Annotated in this window: 19 protein-coding genes; 18 read left to right on the forward strand and 1 reads right to left on the reverse strand. The window is 45.8% G+C overall.

Features of this window, described 5'->3' with window-relative positions; all coding sequences use genetic code 11:
* Nucleotides 1-145 precede the first annotated feature (145 nt).
* From AC04Q4_RS00805 to AC04Q4_RS00865, 13 genes are all read left to right on the forward strand, one after another.
* Entirely contained in the window at nt 146-610 is a 465-nt protein-coding gene (locus AC04Q4_RS00805; protein WP_173738704.1) for a ribosome maturation factor RimP, read from the forward strand.
* A 41-nt stretch (nt 611-651) separates the two neighbouring features.
* Nucleotides 652-1839 (forward strand): transcription termination factor NusA, encoded by a 1188-nt coding sequence (gene nusA / locus AC04Q4_RS00810; RefSeq protein WP_173738703.1) that lies wholly within the window; start codon nt 652-654, stop codon nt 1837-1839.
* A complete protein-coding gene (rnpM, locus tag AC04Q4_RS00815; RefSeq protein WP_021977122.1) occupies nt 1839-2117 on the forward strand; it encodes an RNase P modulator RnpM in 279 nt (92 codons plus the stop codon). Before nusA ends, rnpM begins: the two co-directional genes overlap by 1 nt.
* Nucleotides 2104-2409, forward strand: a complete 306-nt coding sequence (locus AC04Q4_RS00820; protein ID WP_173755343.1) for a L7Ae/L30e/S12e/Gadd45 family ribosomal protein — start codon at nt 2104-2106, stop codon at nt 2407-2409. The genes rnpM and AC04Q4_RS00820 overlap by 14 nt, the downstream gene beginning before the upstream one ends.
* Before the next feature lie 48 nt (nt 2410-2457).
* Complete coding sequence (gene infB / locus AC04Q4_RS00825) at nt 2458-5151, forward strand: translation initiation factor IF-2 (RefSeq protein ID WP_476388296.1); 2694 nt, start codon at nt 2458-2460, stop codon at nt 5149-5151.
* A 12-nt stretch (nt 5152-5163) separates the two neighbouring features.
* On the forward strand, nt 5164-5532 hold the full coding sequence (rbfA, locus tag AC04Q4_RS00830; protein WP_119240190.1) for a 30S ribosome-binding factor RbfA: 369 nt from the start codon (nt 5164-5166) through the stop codon (nt 5530-5532).
* Nucleotides 5533-5541: 9 nt separating this feature from the next.
* The gene (locus AC04Q4_RS00835) at nt 5542-6498 is read left to right on the forward strand and encodes a DHH family phosphoesterase (protein ID WP_173755341.1); all 957 of its coding nucleotides are present in this window, start codon (nt 5542-5544) and stop codon (nt 6496-6498) included.
* Nucleotides 6499-6505: 7 nt separating this feature from the next.
* Entirely contained in the window at nt 6506-7396 is an 891-nt protein-coding gene (gene truB / locus AC04Q4_RS00840; RefSeq protein WP_476389070.1) for a tRNA pseudouridine(55) synthase TruB, read from the forward strand.
* A gap of 27 nt (nt 7397-7423) precedes the next feature.
* A complete protein-coding gene (gene ribF, locus AC04Q4_RS00845) occupies nt 7424-8344 on the forward strand; it encodes a riboflavin biosynthesis protein RibF (RefSeq protein WP_173755339.1) in 921 nt (306 codons plus the stop codon).
* Between the two features lie 110 nt (nt 8345-8454).
* Nucleotides 8455-8721: a 30S ribosomal protein S15 gene (gene rpsO, locus AC04Q4_RS00850; RefSeq protein ID WP_114001446.1), complete on the forward strand. Its 267-nt coding sequence runs from the start codon at nt 8455-8457 to the stop codon at nt 8719-8721.
* Nucleotides 8722-8920: 199 nt separating this feature from the next.
* Nucleotides 8921-11014, forward strand: coding sequence for a polyribonucleotide nucleotidyltransferase (locus AC04Q4_RS00855; RefSeq protein WP_476388297.1), 2094 nt, complete (start codon nt 8921-8923; stop codon nt 11012-11014).
* 3 nt (nt 11015-11017) lie between these two features.
* Entirely contained in the window at nt 11018-11509 is a 492-nt protein-coding gene (nrdG, locus tag AC04Q4_RS00860) for an anaerobic ribonucleoside-triphosphate reductase activating protein (protein ID WP_476388298.1), read from the forward strand.
* Between the two features lie 44 nt (nt 11510-11553).
* On the forward strand, nt 11554-12072 hold the full coding sequence (locus tag AC04Q4_RS00865; RefSeq protein ID WP_173755336.1) for a dCTP deaminase/dUTPase family protein: 519 nt from the start codon (nt 11554-11556) through the stop codon (nt 12070-12072).
* Nucleotides 12073-12191: 119 nt separating this feature from the next.
* On the opposite strand, the gene AC04Q4_RS00870 is transcribed toward AC04Q4_RS00865, so the two are convergent.
* Nucleotides 12192-12566 carry a DUF1292 domain-containing protein gene (locus AC04Q4_RS00870; RefSeq protein WP_476388299.1) on the reverse strand — a complete coding sequence of 125 codons (375 nt, stop codon included), beginning with the start codon at nt 12564-12566 and terminating at the stop codon, nt 12192-12194.
* A gap of 209 nt (nt 12567-12775) precedes the next feature.
* On the opposite strand from AC04Q4_RS00870, the gene AC04Q4_RS00875 reads away from it, so the two are divergent.
* From AC04Q4_RS00875 to AC04Q4_RS00895, 5 genes are all read left to right on the forward strand, one after another.
* Nucleotides 12776-13531 (forward strand): exodeoxyribonuclease III, encoded by a 756-nt coding sequence (locus AC04Q4_RS00875; protein ID WP_173738693.1) that lies wholly within the window; start codon nt 12776-12778, stop codon nt 13529-13531.
* 33 nt (nt 13532-13564) lie between these two features.
* Nucleotides 13565-15490 carry a Type II secretory pathway, pullulanase PulA and related glycosidase gene (locus tag AC04Q4_RS00880; protein ID WP_173738692.1) on the forward strand — a complete coding sequence of 642 codons (1926 nt, stop codon included), beginning with the start codon at nt 13565-13567 and terminating at the stop codon, nt 15488-15490.
* Entirely contained in the window at nt 15441-16034 is a 594-nt protein-coding gene (locus tag AC04Q4_RS00885; RefSeq protein ID WP_226843732.1) for a DUF5662 family protein, read from the forward strand. Before AC04Q4_RS00880 ends, AC04Q4_RS00885 begins: the two co-directional genes overlap by 50 nt.
* Nucleotides 16035-16091: 57 nt before the next feature.
* On the forward strand, nt 16092-16670 hold the full coding sequence (locus tag AC04Q4_RS00890) for a DUF6553 family protein (RefSeq protein WP_119240200.1): 579 nt from the start codon (nt 16092-16094) through the stop codon (nt 16668-16670).
* A gap of 78 nt (nt 16671-16748) precedes the next feature.
* Entirely contained in the window at nt 16749-19673 is a 2925-nt protein-coding gene (locus AC04Q4_RS00895; RefSeq protein WP_173738691.1) for an insulinase family protein, read from the forward strand.
* The last annotated feature ends 67 nt before the right edge of the window (nt 19674-19740 follow it).

Consider the following 19740-nt stretch of genomic DNA (forward strand, 5'->3'; position numbering starts at 1 on the left):
TTGCAATTAACAGACATTGGTGTTACAATGAACGAAACTAAGAACTTGTTGGCATAGGAGTGGGCGAGAGCCCGCTCCTATTTGTTGAGAAGGAATTTGTTCAGAAATGTTTACAACAGCAGAAAGAAGAAAGGCAGGTGGGAGCATGAGCAGACGGGAAGAATATGAACAGAAGGCAGAGGCGATCCTTACACCGATCGTAGAGTCCAGAGGCTTTGAGCTGGTAGATGTGGAATATGTCAAGGAAGCAGGATGCTGGTATCTCCGCGGCTATATTGACAAGCCGGGTGGGATCACAGTAAATGACTGCGAGGATGTAAGCCGTGCATTCAGCGACATCCTGGATGAGCAGGATTTTATCGAAGACAGCTATATTATGGAGATCAGTTCACCGGGACTTGACCGGCCTCTTAAAAAAGAAAAAGATTTTAAGAGAAGCCTTGGCAAGCTGGTGGAGATCCGTACCTACCGGCCGATCGAGAAACAAAAAGAGTTCTGCGGCATTTTAAAGGCATATGATAGTAACAGTGTGACAATCGATGAAGACGGTACAGAACGCACCTTTGATAAGAAAGATATCGCTCTGATTCGTCTTGCAATTGAATTCTAAGAGAATCGAATCTGTAAAAGTTCAGGAGGAAAAAAAGGAAAATGAGCAGAGATTTAAGAGACGCGCTGGATATTCTTGAAAAAGAGAAGAACATCAGCAAGGATACACTGCTGGAGGCAATTGAGCAGTCACTGATCCAGGCATGTAAGAACCATTTCGGAAAAGCAGACAACGTTCACGTTATGATCGATCCGGAGACATGCGATTTCAGTGTATATGCAGACAGAACTGTAGTAGAGCATGTGGAAGATCCGGCACTTGAGATTTCTCTGGTGGATGCACAGAAAACAAACACCAACGCGGAGATTGGCGATATCATGAAAGTTGAGATCCAGTCAAAGGAATTCGGACGTATCGCAACACAGAATGCGAAGAACGTGATCCTTCAGAAAATCCGCGAGGAAGAGCGAAAAGTTCTCTACGATCAGTACTACGGAATCGAAAAAGAAGTTGTAACAGGTATCGTTCAGAGAGTAATGGGCAAAAATGTCAGCATCAACCTTGGTAAGGCAGATGCAGTACTCACAGAGAACGAGCAGGTAAAAGGCGAGACATTCCAGCCAACAGAGAGAATTAAGGTATACATCCTTGAGGTTAAGGATACACCGAAGGGACCACGTATCCTGGTATCCAGAACACATCCTGGTCTTGTAAAGAGACTCTTTGAGTCCGAGGTTGCTGAGGTAAGAGATGGTACTGTTGAGATCAAGAGCATTGCCCGTGAGGCAGGTTCCCGTACAAAGATTGCGGTATGGAGCAATGATCCGGATGTAGATGCTGTGGGAGCATGTGTTGGTATGAATGGCGCACGTGTAGGTGCGGTTGTCAACGAACTTCACGGTGAGAAGATCGATATCATCAACTGGGATGAGAACCCGGCTATCCTCATTGAGAACGCGTTGAGCCCTGCAAAAGTTATCGCAGTTATGGCTGATCCTGATGAAAAAACAGCTCTGGTAGTAGTACCGGATTATCAGCTTTCCCTTGCGATTGGTAAAGAAGGACAGAATGCACGTCTTGCAGCAAGACTGACAGGATTCAAGATCGACATCAAGAGTGAAACACAGGCAAGAGAGTCCGGTGATTTTGATTACGATGAAGAGCATGAGGACGCAGAGGAAGAACTGACAGAAGAAACTATTTCCGAAGATTTTGAGGAAACAGAAGAAATTGCAGAAGAGACAGAAACAGAAGCTGAAGAAACAGCAGATGGAGATGCCGAGGAATAATGAAAACGAGAACCAAGATTCCCATGCGTCAGTGTACCGGCTGCAGGGAAATGAAAAGCAAAAAGGAAATGATACGAGTCCTCAAAACATCAGAGAATGAGATCATCCTGGACGCTACTGGCAAGAAGAACGGACGCGGCGCATACCTTTGTTTCTCAGAGGAATGCCTGGAGAAGGCCATCAAGAACCATGGTCTGGAGCGTTCTTTGAAAATGGCAGTCCCGGATGAAGTGTATCAGAACCTCAAGAAGGAGTTCGAATCAATTGAAAAACAATAAGGTTTTATCACTTATCGGACTGGCAACAAAAGCAGGAAAAACAGTGAGCGGAGAATTCTCCACAGAGAAATCCGTAAAAACAGGAAAAGGTTTCCTGGCACTGGTGGCAGATGATGCCTCCGAAAATACAAAAAAGAAATTTCGGAATATGTGTACCTATTACGAAGTTCCGTTATATTTCCTTTCAGACAAAGAGAGCCTGGGCAGAGCAATGGGCAAGGAATTCCGTGCCAGCCTCGCCGTGCAGGACGAAAATTTTGCAAAGGCAATGATCAAAGAGCTGGAAAAATAATCCGGCAGATAAAGCTTTGATGTCTGTAAGGAGGTTTGACTTATAGTAATGTTAAAAGATAAATTTAGCAAATCGGGAAAGGAGCAAAATAGACAATTGGATACTCCAAAAACAGAAGAAAAAACAACAACGGTGAATACAGAGGGTAACAAGTCTGAAGCACCGAAAAAGAAAAAAAATATTATCCGTGTATTTCATGCACAGAATGCCAGCGATGGCGGTAAAGGAAGAAGAAAACCGGCAGCAGGCGAGAGAAAGGGACCGGCACGTCCACAGAATGGCGGTCAGAGAAGCACAGGAACAAACACAAGAAACGGTGAGTCCGGTGAGCAGAGAAACGGCCAGGGAGGCCAGAACCGTTCCCAGGGCGGAAGACCGCAGGGTAGCCGTCCGGAAGGAAGAAGAGACGGAAACCGTGACGGAAGAAGTTTCGAGGGAAGAAGAGACGGAGGAAATCGTTTTGGCGGAAACCGTTCCCAGAATGGTGAGGGACGTCCGGCAAGACAGGGCGAGGGAAACAGAGGCCCACGTCAGAATGACGGAAGAGGCGGAAGCCGTTTTGGCGGTGGAGCAAACCGTGGCCAGGGAGGTCAGGGCGGAAGCTTTGAAGGAAGAAGAGACGGAGGAAACCGTTTCGGCGGTGGAGCAAACCGTGGCCAGGGAGGCCAGGGCGGACGTTCCGAAGGCGGAAGAGGCGGAGATAACCGTTTCGGCGGAGCAAACCGTGGTGGCCAGGGCGGCGGACAGCGTCCGGGACAGAGAAGAAGCGGTGGAGCTTCAGATACTGTATTCACACCGGAGCTGACCAAGACATCTAAGGACAGCAAGCGTGAGCGTGACAGAGAGAACAAGAACAAAAAGAAAGATTTTGAGAAAGCCGGTCAGAGTGGACGCAGACCGAATCAGGGTGGACGCAGACCGAATTCCAGAATTCCGAAAGCACTTCAGAAACCGAATCCACAGCCAAAGCAGGAAGAGAAGAAGCCGGAGATCAAGGAAATCACCATTCCGGAGAAGCTTACCATCCGTGAGCTTGCGGACGCGATGAAGATGCAGCCGTCCGTGATCGTGAAGAAACTTTTCATGGAAGGTGTTATGGTAACAGTAAACCAGGAGATTGACTTTGATAAAGCTGAGGAGATCGCACTTGGTTTCGATATCATCGCTGAGAAAGAAGAGAAAGTCGATGTGATCGCAGAACTCCTCAAAGAGGATGAGGAGGATGAAGACGATATGGTTCCAAGACCTCCTGTAGTCTGTGTTATGGGTCATGTTGACCATGGTAAAACATCTCTTCTTGATGCGATCCGTAATACAAACGTAACAAGAGGCGAGGCCGGCGGAATCACACAGCACATTGGTGCTTACGTGGTAAATATCAAGGGCCAGAAGATCACATTCCTGGATACACCGGGACATGAGGCATTCACAGCTATGCGTATGCGTGGCGCAAACGCCACAGATATCGCAGTCCTTGTAGTAGCAGCAGACGATGGTGTAATGCCGCAGACAGTCGAGGCGATCAGCCATGCAAAAGCAGCAGGCGTTGAGATCATCGTTGCTATCAACAAGATCGATAAGCCAAGTGCAAATGTAGAGCGTGTAAAACAGGAGCTTTCCGAGTATGAGCTGATTCCTGAGGACTGGGGCGGAAGCACCATCTTCGTTCCTGTATCTGCTCATACAGGAGAGGGAATTGAGAGCCTTCTTGAAATGATCCTTCTTACAGCAGAGGTTTCCGAGCTGAAAGCCAATCCGAACCGTGAAGCAAGAGGTCTTGTTATCGAGGCTCAGCTTGACAAAGGTAAAGGACCGGTTGCCACAATTCTTGTACAGAAGGGTACTCTCCATGTGGGAGATTTCATCGCAGCAGGTGCATGTAACGGTAAAGTACGTGCAATGATGGATGATAAGGGACGCCGTGTAAAAGAGGCCGGTCCGTCCACACCTGTTGAGATCCTTGGACTTGGTGATGTTCCGAATGCAGGTGAGATCCTGATGTCCTTTGAGAGCGATAAAGAAGCCAAGAACTTTGCAGGCGCATTTGTTACAGAGAATAAGAGCCGTCTTCTTGAGGAGACAAAAGGCAAACTTTCTCTTGATAACCTGTTCGACCAGATTCAGGCAAGCGATCTTAAAGAGCTTCCGATCATCGTTAAAGCCGATGTACAGGGATCTGTTGAGGCCGTTAAACAGAGTCTTACAAAACTTTCCAATGAGGAAGTTGTGGTTAAGGTTATTCACGGCGGCGTAGGTGCCATCAATGAATCTGATGTCAGCCTTGCTGCAACATCCAACGCTATCATCATCGGATTTAACGTTCGTCCGGATACCACAGCAAAACAGCTTGCTGAGCAGGAGGGCGTAGACCTCAGGCTTTACAAAGTAATCTATCAGGCAATCGAGGATGTAGAAGCAGCCATGAAGGGTATGCTGGATCCTGTATTTGAGGAGAAGGTAATCGGTCATGCAGAGGTTCGTCAGCTGTTCAAGGCATCTGGTGTAGGAACTATCGCAGGAAGCTATGTGCTTGACGGTACGTTCCAACGTAACTGTAAGGTTCGTATCACAAGAGGCGAGGATCAGATCTACGAGGGCGAGCTTGCATCCCTTAAGAGATTTAAAGATGATGTCAAGGAAGTACGTGCAGGATATGAGTGTGGTCTTGTATTCAATGACTTCAACGATGTCAAGGAAGAAGATAAAGTCGAAGCGTATATCATGGTAGAGGTACCAAGATAGGAGTGACTCTAAATGAGAAAAAACAGCATTAAAAATACACGTGTGAATGGCGCAGTTCAGAAAGAACTCAGCACCATCATACACGGGGAAATCAAAGACCCGAGGATTCATCCAATGACTTCCGTAACGGCAGTGGAAGTAGCACCGGATCTTAAGACCTGCAAAGCCTACATCAGTGTGCTGGGCGAACAGCAGGCAAAAGATTCCACACTTCGCGGCCTGAAGAACGCGGAGGGCTATATCAGGAGAGAACTGGCCAGAAGACTGAATCTCCGCAATACACCGGAAATTCGTTTTATCCTGGATGAGTCCATTGAATATGGTGTCAATATGTCAAAGAAAATCAATGATGTAATGAATGGGATGGAAACAGAGGAATAGGTGGAAAAAATGAAAAACATTTCAGAAATACTGGAAAATGTAAAAACAGTGGGCATCGGCGGCCACATCCGTCCTGATGGAGACTGCATCGGTTCCTGTATGGCTCTGTATCTCTATCTTCGGAAATATTATCCGGAGATAGAGACAGATATCTATCTGGAAGATCCGAAGTCTGTGTTTAATTATATTGACGGAATGGATGAGGTTAAGACAGAAGCAGAGGCAGATAAGGTTTATGACCTGTTTATTACCTGTGATGTCAGCGCGCTGGACAGACTTGCTGTTGCCCGGAAATATTTTGACACAGCAAAAAAGACAGCCTGCATTGATCATCATGTGAGCAACAATGGATTCGCTGACATCAATCATGTAAAAGGTGATATTAGTTCTGCAAGTGAAGTTCTTTACGGACTTCTGGATGCAGAGAAGATCGATCGTTCTATTGCAATCCCGATCTACACGGGAATGGCACATGACACCGGCGTGTTCCAGTATTCTTCCACAACACCGGAAACCATGAGGATTGCCGGTGAACTGATGAAAACAGGATTTGATTTCAGCAGGATCATCGATGAATCCTTTTACCAGAAAACATATCTTCAGAATCAGGTCATGGGCCGTGTTCTGGCAGAGAGCATTCTTCTCCAGAATGGCAGGTGCGTGGCCGGATATCTGAAAAAGAGAGAGATGGATTTCTATAGTGTGGAAGGAAAGGATCTGGAAGGAATCGTAAGCCAGCTTCGTCTTACTGCAGGTGTAGAGGTTGCGATCTTTATCTATGAGATAGAGACACAGAGATTCAAAGTCTCTCTTCGTTCCAACGGAAAGGTGGATGTGAGCAAAATCGCTGTGTTTTTCGGAGGCGGCGGGCACGTACGTGCAGCCGGCTGTGACATGCAGGGTTCCATGTACGATGTGATCAACAACCTTACCGCTGAGATTGAGAAACAGCTTACAGAGGAGTAAAGATAAGATCATGGACGGAATACTTGTGATCCGAAAGGAAAAAGGTTATACCTCTCATGATGTAGTTGCAAAGTTACGTGGAATTCTCCACATGAAAAAAATCGGCCACACAGGAACTCTTGACCCGGCGGCAGAGGGAGTGCTTCCTGTTGCACTTGGCAGAGGAACCCGTCTGGTGGAGCTTCTTACCGAAAAAGAAAAAACATACGAGGCAGTCTTAAGACTGGGTGTTTCCACAGATACCCAGGATATGACAGGAGCAGTTCTTTCTGAGAAGCCGGTAACTGTTACAGAAGAGGAAGTCCGTGAGGCTGTGGAATCTTTTGTGGGGGAGCAGATGCAGATTCCACCAATGTATTCTGCACTGAAGGTAAACGGAAAGAAGCTTTACGAGCTGGCCAGAGAAGGAAAAACCATAGAGCGTAAGCCACGCCCTGTGGTTTTTTATGAGATAAGGATCCTGGATACGTCTCTGCCACTGGTACGTATAAGCGTCACTTGCAGCAAGGGAACCTATATCCGCACACTTTGCAATGACATAGGAGAAAAACTTGGCTGCGGCGGTGCTATGGAGGAGCTTCTTCGGACAAAATCCGGGAATTTTACACTGGAAGAGAGCCTGACGCTTTCCCAGGTAGAAGAAGCGGTTGCTGAAGGAACGATCCTTGAAAAAATCGTTCCGATCGAAGCTGTGCTTTCTATGTATCCTGCTCTTACGTGTACAGTAGAGGGAGACAGATTTCTTTGCAACGGAAATCCTCTCCCGGAAGAAATGGTACAGGGAGGAAGCAGGCAGAAAAACGTCCGCATGTATAAAAGCAGCGGGGATTTCACAGGAATATATGGCTGGGATGAGCGAAAAGAGAAATACGTACCGGTCCGTATGTTTTTTGTGTGATCTGTAATGGACATGGCAGGAGTAAATATGGAATACTTGAAGATTGACGGAGAATTTCCGCGCCTTTCCAAAAGTGCGGTGACATTGGGAAAATTTGACGGCATACACCGCGGCCATCAGAAACTGGTGGAAAACATTCTGGAGCAGAAAGAAAAAGGTCTTCAGACAGTGCTTTTTTCCCTGGGAATCGGCAGTCAGATGATCTTTACAAAAGAAGAACGGTGCCACATCCTTGAAAAGGCAGGAGTAGATGTTCTGGTAGAATGTCCTCTTGATGTCCGGATCCGCCATATGAAAGCAGAAACTTTTATAAAAGAGATCCTGGTAGGAGATCTTCAGGCTGAGCATGTTGCAGTAGGTGAAGATTTCCGGTTCGGATATGAGCGGAAGGGAACACCGGAGCTTCTTGCTGAAATGGGAAAGAAGCTTGGCTTTTCCGTGGATATCATTCCGAAAGAAATGGAAGGCCGACGAAAGATCAGCAGTACTTTTATCCGCGAAGAACTCAAAAGAGGAAATATGGAAAAGGTCAACGATCTTCTGGGATTTTCCTATTTTGTGGACGGTGTGATCGAACATGGCCGGGGAATGGGACATAAAGTTCTTCTTCCGACAACAAATATCGTTCCGGTAAAAGAGAAGCTGATGCCGCCAAACGGAGTCTATGATACAGTGTCCCATTTTGGAAACCGAAGCCTTTATGGAATCACCAATGTGGGATACAAGCCTACAGTAGGCGAGAGATTCCTTGGCGTGGAGACATATCTTTTTGAATGTGAGGAGGATCTGTACGGGGAACCTTGCAGAGTAGAGTTTCTTCATTATTCAAGACCTGAGAAACGTTTTTCTTCTATAGAAGCACTGAAAGAACAGCTTCTGAAGGACGCAGAAAAAGGAAAGGCCTATTTTGCAAAAAACTTTTCGAAAAAACAGTTTACAGGTCAGTAACCGTGTGCTATACTGTTCGAGGTGAAAAAAAGCCAGTATTCAGAAGCCGGAATCTCCGACCACTTCTTAATACCCGGCGTTTAATTTAAAATTTCAAGGAGGAAATAACAATGATTTCTAAAGAGAAGAAAGCAGCAATCATGAAAGAGTATGCAAGAACAGAGGGTGACACAGGTTCACCGGAGGTTCAGGTTGCAGTTCTTACAGCAAGAATCCAGGAGCTCACAGAGCACCTTAAAACACACCACAAAGATCATCATTCCAGAAGAGGTCTTCTGAAAATGGTAGGTCAGAGACGTGGCCTTCTTGCTTACCTTAAGAAAACAGACATCGAAAGATACCGTGCACTGATTGAGAAATTAGGTTTAAGAAAATAATTGCTACGGGAGGGGCGGATGATTCCATCCGCCCCATTTTAACATGTGTGACAACACACACGGAATTACCACAGGAGTGATTTCCGAGACTACTGAAAAGCCCATTTCCGGTTGAGATCTTTTTCCAGGGGAAGTGGTCTTTTCAGTTGTTTCGGACTCCTGTTAAAATTCAGTATATTATCAGAAAAGGAGAACGAATATGTACAAAAGTTATTCCATGGAACTTGCAGGAAGAACACTGACTGTAGATATCGGACGTGTTGCGAAGCAGGCTAATGGTGCTGCTCTTATGCACTATGGTGACACTACAGTTCTTGCTACAGCTACCGCATCCAAAGAGCCGAGAGAAGGAATTGATTTCTTCCCGTTAAGCGTTGAGTATGAGGAGAAGATGTACGCAGTAGGAAAGATCCCGGGAGGATTTAATAAGAGAGAAGGTAAGGCAAGTGAGCATGCTATTCTTACTTCACGTGTTATTGACCGTCCGATGCGTCCTTTGTTCCCGAAGGATTACAGAAACGATGTAACACTGGTAGACATGGTTATGTCTGTTGACCCGGAGTGCAATCCGGAGATCCCGGCTATGCTTGGTTCTTCTATTGCAACCTGTATTTCCGATATCCCGTTCGATGGTCCATGTGCAACTACACAGGTTGGTATGATCGACGGTGAGTTCATCATCAACCCGACACTTGTACAGAAATCTGTTTCTGACCTTCAGCTTACAGTAGCTTCCACAAGAGAGAAAGTTATCATGATCGAGGCCGGAGCTAACGAGATCCCGGAGGACAAGATGATCGAGGCCATCTACAAGGCTCACGAAGTAAACCAGGAGATCATCAGATTCATCGACCAGATTGTTGCTGAGTGCGGAAAAGAGAAACATTCCTATGAGTCCTGTGCAGTACCGCAGGAGCTCTTTGATGAGATCAAGAAGATTGTTCCTCCGGAAGAGATGGAGGTTGCTGTATTCTCTGATGACAAACAGACACGTGAGAATAATATCAGCGAGATCACAGACAAGCTGAAAGAAGCTTTTGCAGATAACGAAGAGTGGCTTTCTGTTCTTGGCGAAGCTGTATATCAGTACCAGAAGAAGACTGTCCGCAAAATGATCCTCAAAGATCACAAACGTCCGGACGGCCGTGAGATCAGACAGATCCGTCCTCTGGCAGCTGAGACAGACATCATTCCGAGAGTTCATGGTTCTGCCATGTTTACAAGAGGACAGACACAGATCTGTACAGTTACAACACTGGCTCCTCTTACAGAGGCACAGCGTCTTGACGGACTGGATGAGTTTGAGACATCCAAGAGATATATGCACCATTACAATTTCCCGTCCTATTCTGTAGGTGAGACCAAGCCTTCCAGAGGACCGGGACGTCGTGAGATCGGTCACGGAGCACTTGCTGAGAGAGCACTGGTACCGGTACTTCCTACAGAGGAAGAATTTCCATATGCGATCCGTACTGTATCTGAGACATTTGAGTCAAACGGTTCCACATCCCAGGCAAGTATCTGTGCATCTACTATGTCACTGATGGCTGCCGGCGTACCTATCAGGAAACCGGTTGCAGGTATTTCCTGCGGACTTGTTACAGGTGAGACAGACGATGACTACATTGTTCTTACAGATATTCAGGGCCTTGAGGATTTCTTCGGAGATATGGACTTTAAGGTAGCCGGAACACATGACGGAATCACAGCAATCCAGATGGATATCAAGATCCACGGTCTTACAAGACCGATCGTTGAGGAAGCGATTCGCAGGACAAAAGAGGCAAGAGAGTATATCCTCACAGAAGTTATGGAGAAATGTATCGACAAACCTCGTACAACTGTTGGTGAGTTTGCTCCTAAGATCATTCAGATCCAGATCGATCCTCAGAAGATCGGTGATGTTGTAGGTCAGAGAGGAAAGACTATCAACACTATCATTGAGCGCACAGGCGTTAAGATTGATATCACAGATGACGGTGCAGTTTCTATCTGCGGAACAGATCAGAGAGGCATGGATGAGGCTAAGCGCATGATCGAGATCATCACTACTGATTTTGAGGCAGGACAGATCTTCACAGGTCGCGTAGTCAGCATCAAAGAGTTTGGTGCTTTCCTTGAGTTTGCACCTGGCAAGGAGGGAATGGTACACATTTCCAAGATATCCAAACAGAGGATCAACCGTGTTGAGGATGTTCTCACACTTGGCGACAAGGTCAAAGTTATCTGCCTTGGCAAGGACAAGATGGGAAGAATCAGCTTCAGCATGAAGGATGTACCGGAAGAAGCATAAATTATGAGATATCACAATATTACCAAGGACGATATGTTAAACGGGGACGGACTTCGAGTGGTACTCTGGGTAGCCGGCTGTTCACACGGCTGCAGGGAGTGCCAGAATCCCATTACCTGGGATCCGAACGGAGGTCTTCCTTTTACGGACAGCGAGCGCGCTGAGATATTTGCAGAGCTGGACAAGGATTATGTCAGTGGGATCACTTTTTCAGGAGGAGATCCCCTGCATCCTTCCAATATCGCTGAGGTAACAGCTCTTGCAAGAGAGATCAGGGAGAAGTATCCGGATAAAACGATCTGGCTGTATACAGGTTCTCTCTGGGAGGAAATCCAGGAGTACGAGATACTCCGCTATCTGGATGTATGTGTGGATGGCGAGTTTCAGGTTGATAAGAAAGATGTTCTTCTGAAATGGAAGGGCTCTGCCAATCAGCGCGTGATCGATGTACAGGCATCACTCCGTGAGGGCAAGGCTGTCCTGCAGGTGGAGTAATCTTAAAGATTTCCGAAAATTACCCGTTGGGAGTTAAATAGCACATGAAGAGAATTGCGAAATTTCACAAAGTAAGCTCTGAACAGTTTTCAAAAGACTGGAAAGATACTTTTGGAGAAGTATCTGATGCAGAGCTCCAGAATATCTACGATAGTCTGCGCCTTCCAAGGAGAGCCACAACAGGAAGCGCGGGATATGATTTCTATGCGCCTGTGGATGTGACGATGAAGCCAGGCGAGATCGTAAAGATTCCTACAGGTATCCGTGTGGAGATGGAAGAAGGATGGGTTCTGAAATGCTATCCGAGAAGCGGACTGGGATTCAAGTTCCGTCTGCAGCTGAATAACACAGTGGGAATCATTGACAGTGACTATTTCTTTTCTGATAATGAAGGTCATATCTTTGCGAAGCTGACCAATGATACCAGGGAGGATAAGACTATCCGGATTCCGGCAGGAACCGGTTTCATGCAGGGAATCTTCGTGGAATATGGAATCACAGTAGATGATGATGCAGATGCTGTGAGAAACGGCGGTTTTGGAAGTACTACCGCAAAAGCATAAAGAAAAAATATAAAAAGTAAGCCCGGGAGGAGAAGAGAAATCTTCAGCTTCCGGGCTTTTTGAATACAAATGTCTGTTTTGCATGGCAGCTTTACTGTCTGCTGCAATTCATGGCCTGCTTAGCTAAGTGGTGCGTTAGCTTCCTCATCTGCACGTGCTTTTTCAATGACTGCGTTGAAAGCATCAGCAGCTGCAGCATATTCAGCATCATCCTCAATGTTGGCAAGCATCGGATCGCCATCTGCTGTACGGGAGAAGCTGTAAAGATAAACTTCACCGGTTTCATTCTGCCCGTTCTCATCCAGCGGGAGAAGTGCAATATATTCCCTGTTCTCTACAGGAAAGATAGTAAGGATTGCACATTCTACCTCTGTGTCATCATCCATGGTAAGGGTGATGGTGTGATGTGCCTCGTCTACTTTACTTTCACAGTTGGCTGTACAGGAAGCGCAGTCACTTGGTGCACATCCGCTCTTATTAAATTCGTCGCTCATAATAAATCCTCCGTTCTGATACTGTCATTTAAAGAAGACAGTATGCATGATATAAAGGATATTTTAACAGATATAAGGAAGAACAGCAACTAAATATTTTGGATCAGGAAAGAGTTTTATGGTAATTGTAAACAAATATTTTTTGCTTAATCGGCCAATGTGAGATATAATAAAAACATAACGAAAAAATTAGGAGAAAAATATAAAATATGAAATTAATTTCCTGGAATGTAAATGGAATCCGTGCCTGCATTACCAAAGGCTTTGAGGATCGTTTTCATGAGCTGGACGCAGATGTATTCTGTCTGCAGGAGACGAAGTGCCAGCAGGGGCAGGTAAAACTGGAACTGCCTGGATATTATCAGTACTGGAACTATGCCAACCGCAGAGGCTATTCAGGAACAGCTGTTTTTACAAAAAAAGAACCAGTTTCTGTGGCAATGGGGATTGGCATTGAGGAACATGACAAAGAAGGCCGCGTGATCACCCTGGAGTTTGAAGATTATTATCTTGTCACTGTGTATACACCGAATTCCCAGAGTGAGCTTCGAAGACTTGAATATCGTATGGAATGGGAAAGGGATTTTCTGGCATATCTTCTGAAGCTTCAGGAGAAGAAGCCTGTGATCTGCTGTGGAGACCTTAATGTGGCACATCAGGAGATCGATCTTAAGAATCCCAAGACAAACCGTAAGAATGCAGGCTTCACAGATGAAGAGAGAGCCTGCTTTACAAGAGCTCTTGAGAGTGGCTTTGTTGATACGTTCCGTTATTTTTATCCAGATACCGAAGGGGTTTACTCCTGGTGGTCATACCGATTCCGAGCACGAGAGAAGAATGCAGGGTGGCGTATCGACTATTTCCTTGTTTCCCCATCACTCAAAGACAGACTTCAGGATGCGAAGATCCACGGAGAGATCATGGGATCAGATCATTGTCCGGTAGAGCTGGATATTGAGTTGTAGCAGTTTCGGAAAAAAAGGAAGGGAGTGATTGCCTTGGCAAGCCGCAGACTTGGGCGTGTGGAGAAAGGACAGCCGCTGTTACTTGGAACAAACAAAACAGAAGGCGGCTATAATTTTGCAGTGGAGGCTTCAGAGGATTCTGAAGTGGCTCTGCTTCTGTATAAAAAAAGAGGAACGGCCGCACCTGTGGAAATCATTTTTCCAAAAGAATTTCGTACCGGCCGTGTGTGGGCACTGAAGCTTGCAGATGTTTCACTGAAAGATTATGAGTATAATTACAGGATTAACGGAGAGATTGTTCAGGATCCATATGCTTACGGGATCTGTGGACGAGAACATTTCGGTGCTCCGTATGACCCGGAAAAGGAAGTACGCTGCCGTTTCCTCATGGAGGATGTTTCTGGGTGGGGTGATGAGAGCGCACCGGATATCGAATATGAAAACATGATTCTGTACAAGCTTCATGTGCGCGGATACACCAAGCTCGCCAGAAAAGCAGTTTCCCACAAGGGAACTTTTCTGGGACTCACAGAAATGATCCCATACTGGAAAAATTTAGGGATCAATACTATTGAGCTGATGCCGGCCTACGAATTCTGTGAGATTCCTGCAGGAAAACAGGAGAAGGTCAGCGAGCATATCAAGACCCGCCGTAGGGAGAATGTGGTGAATTATTGGGGATATACGCCGGGATTTTATTTCAGCCCGAAGAGTGCTTACTGCAGCACCAGGGAGCCGGAGCAGGAATTCCGGTATCTGATCCGGGAGCTGCATAAAAACGGCATAGCCTGTATCATGGAATTTTATTTTCCGGAGGAGACAGATAATCTGATGGCACTTCGTGCATTGCAGTTCTGGAGAGCTTTTTACCATGTGGATGGTTTTCATGTGCTGGGAGGCGGTGTGAACCGGGAGATGCTTCTCCGTGACGGAATTCTTTCCGGGGCAAAACTGATTTTCCAGGGATTTGATTTTGACCATTATTACAGAGGAAAAATTCCGGGCAGACGCTGTGGCGCAGAGAGTAATATGAACTTTCTTCAGGATATGCGCCGGTTTTTAAAGAGCGACGAGGGTATGGTGGAAGCTGCTGCATGGCATATCCGCCACAACAGTGAGAATCATGGTGTGATCAATTATATGGTATGTCAGGACGGATTCACCATGAATGATCTGGTAAGCTACAATTATAAACATAATGAAGCCAATGAAGAAGGAAATCAGGACGGAAGCAGTTACAATTATTCCTGGAACTGCGGAATCGAGGGAGCAAGCCGAAAGATTTCCGTACGTCAGATGAGAGAGCGTCAGATCAAGAATGCGTTTCTTATGATGCTTTTAAGCCAGGGCGTTCCCATGATCTACAATGGTGATGAGTTCGGCAATTCTCAGGGTGGAAATAATAATGCTTACTGCCAGGATAATGCAACAGGCTGGATCGACTGGAAAGGTCTTGCCAGAAACCGTGGCTTATATGAATTTGTAAAAGATGCTATTGCTTTCCGTAAAGAACATCCCGTGCTTCATATGCCGGTAGAACTAAAGGGCGTGGATTACCTTACAAAGGGTTTTCCGGATGTATCCCTCCACGGCGAACGTGCCTGGTATTTAAGCTATGAGAATACCAGCAGGCTTCTGGGACTGATGTACTACGGAGCTTATGCAAGAGAAAAAGAAGATAAAGAGGCAGCCCCGGATGATTTTATCTATGTAGGATATAATTTCCACTGGGAGAACCGGAGTCTGGCACTCCCCAATCTTCCGGAGGGCATGTGCTGGAAAAAAATCGCAGATACTTCTCTTCATGGAGAGGGTTTCCATGTGGAGGATAAAGAAGAATACAGAAAATCAATTGAAATAGGCCCGCGTGCCATTGTGGTACTTCTGGGCAGACAGGAGGCGGAGAAAGATGCATTCGTGGCACCCGTGGCTGCACTTCAAGACGATCACGAGGCATAAGTTTCTGGTGATGAAATACTGTTTCCGTATCGGATTATACAAACAGGGACTGCTTCATGACCTGTCCAAATACTCCCCCACGGAATTTCTGGTAGGATGTAAATATTATCAGGGAACAAGAAGCCCCAATAACGCAGAGAGAGAGGCAACAGGCGTATCCATGTCCTGGCTGCACCACAAGGGAAGGAACAGGCACCATTTTGAACATTGGGTAGATTATTCCCTTGACGGTGAGCATGTGATCATGGGAGCCAGGATGCCGAAGAAATATGTAGCTGAGATGGTCATGGACCGCATCAGCGCGTCCAGAAATTATCTGGGTGATGCCTATACCCATCATGAACCGCTGGATTATTTCCTGAAAAGCAAGGAGAAGCTCTGGTTCATCCATCCTCAGACAAAGAAAGAACTGGAAGGTCTCTTAAGGATCCTGGATAAATATGGGGAAGACAAGGCACTTTGGTATATCCGCAATGTATATCTTTGTGATACCAGAGGAAAGAAAAGCTCAGGCCATCTGAAAAAGTCCCGAAATCACAGATAGGGGTGTATTTTTCGGAGGTTGTCTGATATAATATTCTGATATTGGGAGGAAGAATGAATGGATACACCAACAATTGCGAAATACTATAGAGAGAAAGAACCCATGGAACGGCTGAAGCTTCTGGAGCAGTCCATTGCTGCAGAGGAAGATCCGGAAGGAAACAAGATCCGTAAGGAACTCTGGGAGATCCGCTACAGTGATAAATCTGAAGCAGGAGATACCAGAGCTGACGGATATCTTGGACTCTGGATGACCATGGAATTTAACAGGAATTCCGGTTCCAGATTCTTTGGAACAAGAAGTGCGAAGAAAGAGATCGGCAAGTATCTTACGAAACTGAAATTTCAGGAAATCCAGGAGAAGGGCGGACTTTATGAGGAGCTTCTTTACAGAGAATGCTGCCATATGGTACTGGTATATATGGATCTCTGCCAGACAGATAAATCCTACAACACTACCCTTTGCGGACTGATCCACATTAAGGAAGACAGTGCCAAGTCCAAGCTTCAGAGAGATATCAGGGAGACCGCAGTAGATCTTCCGGGTACTCTTGGTATGGAATCTGAGCTTGGGATCATCACAAGAGCTGCCAGAGAAATCTACAGGCAGTATTATCCTAACGAGGGAAACATTTAGGAAGTATTTTGCTTTCCGTTTCAGGCTGTCTGAATACTCAGGCAGCCTTTTATGCCGAATAATTCAGGAGGTAATTAAATGAATCCAAATCATCTGAACGCATATGAGGTCCTGAAAGAGGAAGACCTTCAGGATATTCATTCCAAAGGCTGGCTTCTACGCCACAAAAAAACAGGAGCCAGAGTAATGCTCATCGAGAATGACGATGAGAACAAGGTTTTTAATATTGCATTCCGTACACCGCCAAAGGACAGCACAGGTGTGGCACACATTTTGGAACACAGTGTACTGTGTGGCTCCAGGGAGTTTCCACTGAAAGATCCTTTTGTAGAACTGGTTAAAGGCTCTCTCAACACATTCCTGAATGCTATGACTTATCCGGACAAGACCTGTTATCCGGTGGCAAGCTGCAATGACCGTGATTTCCAGAACCTGATGCATGTATATCTGGATGCGGTATTTTATCCGAATATCTATAAAAAAGAGGAGATTTTCCGCCAGGAAGGCTGGAACTATCATCTTGAGAACAAAGAAGGACCTCTGAAATACAATGGTGTTGTCTATAATGAGATGAAGGGAGCATTCTCTTCACCAGACGATGTTCTGGAGCGTGAAATCATGAACTCTCTGTTCCCGGATACTACTTACGGCTGTGAGTCCGGCGGAGATCCTGTGAACATCCCGGATCTGACATATGAGAATTTCCTGGATTTCCACAGACGTTATTATCATCCGTCCAACAGCTTTATCTATCTTTACGGAAATATGGATATGGAGGAGAAGCTGGCATTTATTGATGAACATTATCTTTCCGCTTTTGATGCCCTTGCCATTGATTCCCAGATCAAGGATCAGGAGTCCTTTGTCCGGGTAAAAGATATCCGGAAAAATTATCCGATTGCGGAGAACGAGGGAGAAGAGGACAATACTTATCTTTCTTACAATATGGTTGTGGGACAGGCGAAGGATATTAATTTAAGCCTTGCTTTTGAAGTTCTGGACTATGCACTTTTAAGTGCACCGGGAGCACCGCTGAAACAGGCTCTTCTGGATGCGAAGATCGGTAAAGATATCTACGGTTCTTTTGAGGACGGCATCAAGCAGACTTATTTCTCCATTGTGGCAAAAGGTGCCAACTTAAGCCAGAAAGAGGAATTCGTGAAAGTGATCCGCGATACCCTCACAAAGATTGCAGAGGAAGGCATTGACAAGAAGGCAGTGAAAGCCGGAATCAACTATTATGAGTTCCGTTTCCGTGAGGCAGATTTCTCTTCCTATCCAAAGGGACTGATGTACGGGCTGGATATCTTAAGCAGCTGGCTTTATGATGATGAGAAACCATTCTGCGAGGTACAGCTTCTGGAGGGGTTTGAATTCCTCAAGAAGGCAGCAGAAGAAGGATATTTTGAGGAACTGATCCGCAAGTATCTTCTGGACAATACCCACGGTTCCATTCTTTCTCTGGTACCGGAGCGCGGCCTCGCTGCAAAAAGAGATCAGGAGCTTGAAGAGAGGCTGGAGAATTATCGCAGCAGTCTTTCTGATGAAGAGCTTACCAAGATGGTAGAGTGCACAAAAGCACTTGAGGCTTATCAGGAATCTGAGGAAAATCCGGAAGCACTGACCTGTATTCCGATGCTTTCCAGAGGAGATATCAAGAAAGAGATCACAGGCCTCACCAATGAGGAGCATTTTGTGGATGACAGTCTGTTCCTGTATCATGATGTATGCACCAATGGTATCGGATATGCAGATCTTCTTTTTGAAATCCATAACTTTGATACAGATACTGTTCATTATCTGGGACTCTTAAAATCAGTTCTTGGAGCAGTGGATACAGAGAATTACAGTTATGGTGAACTGTTTAATGAAGTAAATGCAAGAACCGGTGGAATTGCTTACGGAATAGAAGTTTATGACAGTGCCATAGATACAGATGCTTTCCGTGCCATGTTTGCAGTAAGGGGCAAGGCCTTATATCCGGAGATGGATTTCATGTTCTCCATGATCCGGGAGGTTCTTACAACTTCCAGACTGGATGACACCAAGCGGCTCTATGAGATCATTGCCAGAGTGAAATCCAGGGCACAGGCCAATCTGGTAAGTGCAGGACATTCCACAGCAGTTCTCCGAGGCGCTTCCTATGCTTCTCCGATGGCTGCATTCCAGGATGAGATGGCAGGAATCGGATATTATCAGTTTATCGAGAAGTTGGAGAAGAATTTTGACAGCTGCAAGGATGAAATCGTCAGAAATCTCCGCAGAGTAATGGAAGAAGTCCTTCGTCCTGAGAATTTCTGCGTAAGCTATACAGGAGAGAGAGAGTCTCTGGATGCAGTAAAAATTCAGACCTCAGAAACCCGAAAAGTCCTGTTTAACGGACAGAAACCGAAAGCAGTTTCACAGCTGTTCTGTACAAAGAAAAATGAGGGATTTAAGACTTCCGGCCAGGTTCAGTATGTGGCACAGAACGGAAACTTCCGCAAAAAAGGCCTGGAGTACACAGGTGCACTTGAAATCCTGAAAGTGATCTTAAGCTACGACTATCTCTGGATCAACATCCGTGTCAAAGGCGGTGCGTACGGCTGTATGAGCGGATTTAAGAGAAGTGGAGAGAGTTTCCTGGTATCTTACCGTGACCCGCATCTTAAGAGAACACTTGAGGTATATCAGGGCGTACCGGATTATATCCGCGCATTTGAGGCTGATGAGCGTGAGATGACCAAATATATCATCGGAACCATCAGCAACAAGGATGTTCCAAGAACTCCGCAGATGCAGGGAAGTGTTTCCAAAGCAGCTTATTTCTCCAAAGTTACAGAGGAAATGCTCCAGAAAGAAAGAGACCAGATCCTTGGTGCGCAGAAAGAAGATATTCAGGCACTGGCTGCTCTTGTGGAAGCAGTACTTGCAGATGAGCAGATCTGTGTTGTGGGAAGTGAGACAGCGATCTCCAAGGCAGAAGATGTATTTATGGAAGTAAAGCCGCTGATCAGCTGCTGATACTTTTTATGTAATTGATCAGATCTGCTGTCCTGTTTAACAGACAGCAGATCATAAGAGGAGTATG

The organism is Blautia sp. HA8986 (assembly GCF_056504635.1).